This is a genomic window from Allobosea sp. GW821-FHT12C12 (assembly GCF_058807355.1).
The window spans coordinates 26,064-33,807 of the sequence record NZ_JBXAQP010000024.1; the positions used below are offsets into that span (position 1 = coordinate 26,064).

7 protein-coding genes and 1 pseudogene are annotated in these 7,744 nt (G+C 66.1%); 7 read left to right on the forward strand and 1 reads right to left on the reverse strand.

The genetic code is table 11. The annotated features are described in order from the left end of the window. Positions 1-71 precede the first annotated feature (71 nt). Positions 72-854 carry a glycosyltransferase family 2 protein gene (locus tag AC1RRW_RS21685; protein ID WP_492903714.1) on the forward strand — a complete coding sequence of 261 codons (783 nt, stop codon included), beginning with the start codon at positions 72-74 and terminating at the stop codon, positions 852-854. Continuing rightward, positions 851-1,201, forward strand: coding sequence for a lipid-A-disaccharide synthase N-terminal domain-containing protein (locus tag AC1RRW_RS21690; RefSeq protein ID WP_492903716.1), 351 nt, complete (start codon positions 851-853; stop codon positions 1,199-1,201). The genes AC1RRW_RS21685 and AC1RRW_RS21690 overlap by 4 nt, the downstream gene beginning before the upstream one ends. On the opposite strand, the gene metC is transcribed toward AC1RRW_RS21690, so the two are convergent. Further along, positions 1,193-2,383: a cystathionine beta-lyase gene (metC, locus tag AC1RRW_RS21695; RefSeq protein ID WP_492903718.1), complete on the reverse strand. Its 1,191-nt coding sequence runs from the start codon at positions 2,381-2,383 to the stop codon at positions 1,193-1,195. The genes AC1RRW_RS21690 and metC overlap by 9 nt on opposite strands. 254 nt (positions 2,384-2,637) lie before the next feature. Here metC and AC1RRW_RS21700 point away from each other — a divergent pair, with 254 nt between their 5' ends. The 5 genes and pseudogenes from AC1RRW_RS21700 to AC1RRW_RS21720 all read left to right on the forward strand — a co-directional run. Then, positions 2,638-3,663 carry an amino acid ABC transporter substrate-binding protein gene (locus tag AC1RRW_RS21700; protein ID WP_492903720.1) on the forward strand — a complete coding sequence of 342 codons (1,026 nt, stop codon included), beginning with the start codon at positions 2,638-2,640 and terminating at the stop codon, positions 3,661-3,663. A gap of 161 nt (positions 3,664-3,824) precedes the next feature. After that, positions 3,825-4,847: an amino acid ABC transporter substrate-binding protein gene (locus AC1RRW_RS21705; protein WP_492903722.1), complete on the forward strand. Its 1,023-nt coding sequence runs from the start codon at positions 3,825-3,827 to the stop codon at positions 4,845-4,847. Positions 4,848-4,988: 141 nt separating this feature from the next. Further along, positions 4,989-6,182 (forward strand): amino acid ABC transporter permease, encoded by a 1,194-nt coding sequence (locus AC1RRW_RS21710; protein ID WP_492903724.1) that lies wholly within the window; start codon positions 4,989-4,991, stop codon positions 6,180-6,182. Positions 6,183-6,192: 10 nt separating this feature from the next. Further along, positions 6,193-7,572 (forward strand): amino acid ABC transporter permease, encoded by a 1,380-nt coding sequence (locus AC1RRW_RS21715; RefSeq protein WP_492903726.1) that lies wholly within the window; start codon positions 6,193-6,195, stop codon positions 7,570-7,572. A 20-nt stretch (positions 7,573-7,592) separates the two neighbouring features. Continuing rightward, positions 7,593-7,744 (forward strand): annotated as a pseudogene (locus AC1RRW_RS21720) (amino acid ABC transporter ATP-binding protein); the annotation flags it as partial.

Here is a 7,744-nt window from a genome sequence, read left to right on the forward strand (position 1 = left end):
CGTGAGCGAAAACGCCTTGCCCTGCCGGCCGGCTTGACGCAGTTTGCGCGCCGCCCCCCCGGAACACCGTTTTGACCGAGACTTCCTCCAGCACGCCGCCGCTGCTCAGCATCGTCGTCCCGCTCCGCAACGAAGTCGGCAATGTCGGACCGCTGATCGGCGACATCGAGGCCGCCTGCCGCCCGCTCGGCGCCTTCGAGCTGGTCTGCGTCGATGACGGATCGAGCGACGGCACCGCGCAGGCGCTGCGCGAGCTCGCCGCGACCCGGCCCTGGCTCGCGATCGTCAGCCATGCGCAGTCCTGCGGGCAGAGCGCGGCGGTGCGCAGCGGCGTGCGCCGCGCGCAGGCGCCGGTGGTGACGACGCTCGACGGCGACGGCCAGAACGACCCGGTCTTCATCCCGGCCATGGTCGCGGCGCTTGCCGAGGCGGGAGCCGAGACCGGCCTCGTCCAGGGCCAGCGCGTCGGCCGCAAGGACACCGGCTTCAAGAAGCTGCAGTCGCGCATCGCCAACGGCGTGCGCGGACGGATCCTGAAGGACGGCACGCGCGACGCCGGCTGCGGGCTCAAATGCTTCCGCCGCGAGGCCTATCTGGCCTTGCCCTATTTCGACGCGCTGCATCGCTTCATGCCTGCGCTGATGGTGCGCGAGGGCTACCGCGTCGTCCATGTCGACGTGCGCGACCGGCCGCGCCTGAGCGGCGTCTCGAATTACGGCTTCTTCGACAGGCTCTGGGTCGGAATCATCGACCTCGTCGGCGTCTGGTGGCTGATCAGGCGGCGTCGGCGCGTGCCCCGGATCGTATCCGAGGCGACCGTGGCCAGGCCGGCGCTGACGGAGGCGAAAGCATGATCATCCAGATCGGCCAGGCCGTCTCCGACTACCTCTTCGACGTCTTCGTGCTGAAGTTCGACTTCTGGCTCGCCTTCGGCATCGTCGCGCAGCTGCTGTTCACCGCCCGCTTCCTGGTGCAGTGGCTCGCCAGCGAGCGCGAAGGCAATTCGGTGATGCCGCTGTCGTTCTGGTATTTCTCGATGGCGGGCGGCCTGATGACGCTGGTCTACGGCATCGTCAAGCGCGAGCCGATCATCATCATGGGTCAGGCGCTCGCCATGGTGATCTATACCCGCAACCTGATCCTGATCTTCCGCAACCGCCGCAAGCGCGACGGCGCGTCCGCGTCGGACCGCTCAGGCTGACGCCCGCAGGCGCGCGAAACCGGCGTCGAGATCGGCTTTCAGATCCTCCAGATCCTCCAGACCGATATGGAGCCGGATCGTCGGGCCCTGGAAAGCGGGCTTCGTCGCCGTCCGGTAGGACCTGCAGTCGAAGGGCAACACCAGGCTCTCATAGCCGCCCCATGAGGCGCCCATGCCGAAGAGCGCGAGCCCGTCGAGCATCGCGGCGACGGCCGTCATCGGGACCGGCTTCAGCTCGATCGCGAAGAGCGAGGACGCGCCGGTGAAATCGCGCTTCCAGAGCGCGTGGCCGGGGTCCGACGGCAGGGCCGGATGCAGCACGCGGGCGACCTCGGGGCGCTGTTCCAGCCAGCGCGCCATCTCGAGGCCGGCCGGCATCTGCTCCTTGAGGCGGATCGCCATCGTCCGCATGCCGCGCAATGTCAGGAATGCGTCCTCTGGCGCGATGATGATGCCGAGCGCATTCCAGGCCCGATGCAGTTCCTCGTAAAGTTCGGTCGTGCGCGCCGAGACGGTGCCGATCAGCACGTCCGAGTGGCCGGCGAAATACTTCGTGCCCGCCTGCACCGAGATGTCGACGCCGGCCTTGTGACTGTCGAAGAACAGCGGCGTCGCCCAGGTGTTGTCCATCATCACGAGGACATCGTGTTCATGGGCGGCGGCGACGATGGCCGGGATGTCCTGCATCTCGAAGGTCTGCGAGCCCGGCGCCTCGGTCCAGACCGCCCTGGTGTTGGGCTTGAACAGCGCGGCGATGCCCGCGCCAAGCGCCGGATCGTAATATTCGACCTCGATGCCGAGCCGCGGCAGCATCCTGTCGCAGAAATTCCGCGTCGGCCGGTAGACGCTGTCGGTCACGAGCAGATGATCGCCGGCCGAGAGCATGGCCAGCATCGGCAGGGTGCAGGCCATCAGCCCCGAGGAACAGACCAGCGCGCCGGCGCCCCCCTCGATCGTGTTGACCGCCGCCAGAAGCGCATCGATCGTCGGATTGCCGTCCGTTCCATAGGTGTAGCGCGCCTTGCGGACGAGGAAATCCCCGGTATTGGGATAGATCACCGTCGAGCCGCGCACGATCGCGGGGTTGACGAAGCCGTAGCTGTCGGCCGGATCGCGCCCGGCCAGGACGAGACGGGTCTTTTCGCGCAGACGGGCGAAATCGGACGGAGGCAGCTTTTTCATGGAACCGGCGGGGCTGGCGGGATTCAGGCGGCCCGGTCAGGCTTGACCGGCTTTTGAAACTCGCATGTGATGCAAAGGCTGGAAAGGGCGCCGCCGTGGACGGCCTTTGCTTGACGCTCATGCACGGCTCTGGCAATCGATTCAGCCGACGTCGCTTATTTTCTGTGCGGGCGAACAAGACACACCGGACGTCACATCAACGCTCGAGAATCGCCTGCCAGCTTGCCCAAAGACCACCTCAACGGGAGAAGTTTATGAAAAAGTTCTTCGCAGCCGCGATCGCAGGGCTCGGGCTCGCGGTCACCGCCTCGGCGGCATCGGCGCAGGCGCCCTCGACCCTGGCGCAGGTCAAGCAGCGCGGCATCCTGAACTGCGGCTCCAACACCGGCCTCGCCGGCTTCGGCGTGCCGGACGCCCAGGGCAACTGGCAGGGCCTCGACGTCGAATATTGCCGCGCCGTCGCGGCGGCGATCTTCAACGACCCCACCAAGGTCAAGTTCATCCCGCTCTCGGCCAAGGACCGCTTCACGGCCCTGCAGTCGGGCGAGGTCGATCTGCTGGTCCGCAACTCGACCTGGACGATGACGCGCGACGCCTCGCTCGGCATCGTCTTCACCGGCGTGAACTATTATGACGGCCAGGGCTTCATGGTCCGCAAGAAGCTCGGCGTCACCTCGGCCAAGCAGCTCTCGGGCGCCTCGGTCTGCACGCAGCAGGGCACGACGACCGAACTCAATCTCGCCGACTTCTTCCGCGCCAACAACCTGAAGTACGAGGTCGTCGCCTTCGCGTCCTCGGACGAGACGGTCAAGGCCTATGACGCCGGCCGCTGCGACGCCTTCACCACGGACGCGTCGGGCCTCTACGCCGAGCGCCTGAAGCTGACCGCGCCGGACGACCACATCGTCCTGCCCGAGATCATCTCGAAGGAGCCGCTCGGCCCGTCGGTGCGCAACAATGACGCCCAGTGGTTCGCGCTCGTGAAGTGGGTTCACTACGCCATGCTGAACGCCGAGGAGCTCGGCGTGACCAAGGCCAATGTCGATGAGCAGCTCAAGTCGACCAATCCCGAGGTCAAGCGCCTGCTCGGCACCGAGGGCAAGTTCGGCGAGACCATCGGCCTGACGCCGGATTGGGCCGTCCGGATCATCAAGCATGTCGGCAACTACGGCGACAGCTTCGAGAAGAACGTCGGCGCCGGCTCGCTGCTGAAGATCGCCCGCGGCCAGAACGCGCTGTGGACCAAGGGCGGCCTGCAATACGCCCCGCCGGTCCGCTGAGACAGGAAGGGCGCCGGCCAGCCCGGCGCCCTTTCGCTTTCCGTCACGGAGGCCCGCAACAGAACGAGCCAAGGAGTGAAGCCAGGCCGGGGTTGCCTTGGTCCGAGACTTGCAACGTCACAGAGAACGGGCACCACCGTTCCGACAACAGGGGAAACATCATGAACAGACTTCTCGGCGCGGCGGTCGTCGCCGCCGGTACGGCTCTGTGCGCGAGCGGAGCATTCGCTCAGTCGAACACGCTGAACCAGATCAAGAATCGCGGCATCCTGCACTGCGGCTCCGGCACCGGCCTCGCCGGCTTCGGCATCCCCGATGCGCAAGGCAACTGGTCAGGGCTCGACGTCGACGTCTGCCGCGCGATCTCCGCGGCCATCTTCAACGACCCGAACAAGGTCAAGTTCATCCCGCTGTCCGCGAAGGACCGCTTCACCTCGCTGCAATCGGGCGAGGTCGACCTGCTGGTGCGCACCACCACCTGGACGCTGTCGCGCGACACCTCGCTCGGCCTGAACTTCGCCGGCGTGAACTACTATGACGGCCAGGGCTTCCTGGTCCGCAAGAAGCTCGGCATCGACTCGGCCCTGAAGCTCGCCGGCGCCTCGATCTGCACCCAGCAGGGCACCACGACCGAGCTCAACCTCGCCGACTACTTCCGCACCAACAAGATGAAGTACGAGGTCGTCGCCTTCGCCACGAACCAGGAGACGGTCAAGGCCTATGAGTCCGGCCGCTGCGACGCGTTCACCACCGATGCCTCGGGCCTTTACGCCGAGCGGCTGACGCTCTCGGCCCCGAACGACCACATGGTCCTGCCCGAGATCATCTCGAAGGAGCCGCTCGGCCCGGTCGTGCGCCATGGCGACGATGTCTGGCTCGACATCGTGAAGTGGTCCCTCTTCGCGATGGTCAACGCCGAGGAGCTCGGCATCACCAAGGCGAATGTCGACGAGATGCTGAAATCCGACAATCCGGAGATCAGGCGCTTCGTCGGCGCCGAGGGCAAGTTCGGCGAGCCGATGGGCCTGACCAACGACTGGGCCTACCGCATCGTCAAGCATGTCGGCAATTACGGCGAGAGCTTCGAGCGCAATGTCGGCGCCGGGTCGCAGCTCAAGATCGCCCGGGGCCAGAACGCGCTCTGGAGCAAGGGCGGACTGCAATACGCTCCGCCGATCCGCTAAGCATGACGGCGGCGCGCCACAGCCTCGCGCGCCGCCGCGTCTTTCCCAGCCAAGCGCGTCCGTGATGCCGGAAGCCGGACCTGCCACGGGCCCGGCCATCATCGGCCAGGCGGATCAGAAGACAAGAAAAGGGCGTAACAGGTGACGACCATTCCGACCGAGACCAGACAACCGGGCAAGGCCTCGCTGCTCTACGATCCGAAGATCAGAGGTTACGCCTACCAGATCCTGCTTCTTGCAGTCGTCGGTTTCCTGATCTGGTCGGCCGCGTCGAACGCCATCGAGAACCTCAGGGCGCAGAAGATCGCGTCCGGATTCGGGTTCTGGCACAATGCGGCGGGCTTCGACGTCAACCAGAAGCTGATCCCGTTCTCCGCCTCGGGCTCGACCTATGGCGAGGCCTTCTATGTCGGCCTGCTGAACACGCTGCTCGTGGCGTCGATCGGCATCGTGCTCTCGACCTTCCTCGGCTTCTTCGTCGGCGTGGCGCGGCTGTCCAGCAACTGGGTGCTGGCCAAGCTCGCGATGATCTACGTCGAGGTGATCCGCAACCTGCCGCTGCTGCTGCAACTGTTCTTCTGGTACAATGCGGTGCTGAAGCCCCTGCCCGATGCGCGCAACTCGATCGCGCTGCCGGGCTCGATCTTCCTGAACAATCGCGGCCTGATCATGCCGAACCCGCAGTTCGGCCCGGCCTTCCAGGCCGTGGTGGTCGCCTTCTTCCTCGCCATCTTCGCCGCCATCGCCTTCTACATCTGGTCGAAGCGCCAGCAGGAGCGGACCGGCAGGCAATATCCCAACGGCCTGATCTCGCTCGGGCTGATCATCGGCCTGCCGCTGATCGTCTATTTCCTGGCGGGCCAGCCGCTTGCCTTCGATCTGCCGCAGCAGGGCCGCTTCAACCTGACCGGCGGCCTGCAGATCTATCCCGAGTTCGTGGCGCTGCTGATCGGCCTGACGACCTACACCGCCGGCTTCATCGCGGAGGTGGTGCGCGCCGGCATCCTCGCCGTCTCGCGCGGCCAGACCGAGGCCGCCAACGCGCTCGGCCTGCGCGCCGGGCCGACGCTGAAGCTCGTCGTGATCCCGCAGGCGATGCGCGTGATCATCCCGCCGCTGACCTCGAACTATCTCAACCTGACGAAGAACTCCTCGCTGGCGGTGGCGATCGGCTATCCCGATCTCGTGCAGGTCTTCACCGGCACCGTGCTGAACCAGACCGGCCAGGCCGTCGAGGTCGTCGCCATCACCATGGCGGTCTACCTGACGATCTCGCTCGTCACCTCGCTGTTCATGAACATCTACAACAAGCGCATGGCGCTGGTTGAACGGTGAGGGCGCCACGATGACCGACGCAACAATCGAAAACGCACCCTTCGCCTTCGTCCGCAAAGAGACGCTGCCGCAGGAAACGCCGCCGCTCTCGGTGGCCGGGCCGCTCGCCTGGGTCCGCTCCAACCTGTTCTCCGGGCCGGTCAACTCGCTGATGACGCTGGTCTGCGTCTACATCGTCGTGAGCAGCGTGCCCGATCTCGTGCGCTTCTACTTCATCGACGCGGTCTGGAGCGGGGCCAACCGCGACGCCTGCCTCGCCGACAAGGTCGGCCGGCCGGTCGGCGCCTGCTGGGCCTATATCGCCGACCGCTTCCAGTACTTCATCTACGGCTCCTATCCGGTCTCGCAGCGCTGGCGGGTCAACATCGTCTTCGGGATGTTCGGGCTCGGCATCGTCTGGCTGCTCTGGGAGCGCGTGCCGCTGAAGAAGGTCGGGTTCTTCTTCTTCTTCGTGCTGCTGCCGATCAGCGCCTATCTCCTGCTGCTCGGCGGGCCGAAGGCCGAGGATTTCCTGCGCCTGCTCCTGATCGTCACCTTCGCGCTGATGGCGGCCTATCTCGTGCTGTCCTTCGTCCCCGGCCTCGTCCGGTTCTGGATCGGCTCGGCCTTCCTCGCCGTCGAGGAGGCCCTGCCGCCCTGGAAGCGCTTCTACCGGGTCAAGCGGCTGATCCTGCTGTCCCTCGTCGTGCTCGGCTCGATCGCGATCCTGGCCGACACCGCCGGCCTGCCGCGCGTCGACACCGGGCTCTGGGGCGGCATGATGGTGACCTTCCTGATCGCGGCGGTCGGCATCGTGTTCTCGCTGCCGCTCGGCGTGGTGCTGGCGCTCGGCCGGCGCTCGCGGCTGCCGATCATCCAGTTCCTCTCGGTCGTCTTCATCGAGTTCGTGCGCGGCGTGCCGCTGATCACCGTGCTGTTCATGGCCAACACCATGCTGCCGCTGTTCGTGCCGCAGGAGTATTCGCCCGACCGCCTGTTGCGGCCGCTGGTCGGCGTCGCGCTCTTCGCCGCCGCCTACATGGCCGAGGTGATCCGCGGCGGCCTGCAGGCGATCCCGAAAGGCCAGTACGAGGGAGCGATGTCGCTCGGCCTCGGCTACTGGAGCATGATGCGGCTGATCATCCTGCCGCAGGCGCTCAGGATCGTGATCCCCGGCATCGTCAACACCTTCATCGGGCTGTTCAAGGACACGACGCTGGTCACCATCGTCGGCATCTTCGACTTCCTGCGCACCATCGAGGCGACCCTTGTCGATCCGACCTGGGCGACGCCGACCACCCGCGCGACGGGCTACGCCTTCGCCGCGATCTTCTATTTCCTGTGTTGCTGGGGCATGTCGCGCTACTCGATCGCCGTCGAGCAGCGGCTTGCAGCCGGCCAGCGTCGCTGAGAGGGATCATCATCATGGCCATGGCAGAAACCAAGACACATGCGCGGCCCGCCGCGCTGAAGGCGACCTCGCTCAACACCGCGACGGCGGTCGAGATGATCGGGGTCAACAAGTGGTATGGCGAGTTCCACGTGCTGCGCGACATCAATCTGAAGGTCTCGCGCGGCGAGAA

Bases quoted from the DNA above. Each gene is read 5' to 3' on its own strand.
- AC1RRW_RS21690 (WP_492903716.1), top strand. From the start codon at position 851: ATGATCATCCAGATCGGCCAGGCCGTCTCCGACTACCTCTTCGACGTC.
- metC (WP_492903718.1), bottom strand. From the start codon at position 2,383: ATGAAAAAGCTGCCTCCGTCCGATTTCGCCCGTCTGCGCGAAAAGACC.
- AC1RRW_RS21700 (WP_492903720.1), top strand. From the start codon at position 2,638: ATGAAAAAGTTCTTCGCAGCCGCGATCGCAGGGCTCGGGCTCGCGGTC.
- AC1RRW_RS21705 (WP_492903722.1), top strand. From the start codon at position 3,825: ATGAACAGACTTCTCGGCGCGGCGGTCGTCGCCGCCGGTACGGCTCTG.
- AC1RRW_RS21715 (WP_492903726.1), top strand. From the start codon at position 6,193: ATGACCGACGCAACAATCGAAAACGCACCCTTCGCCTTCGTCCGCAAA.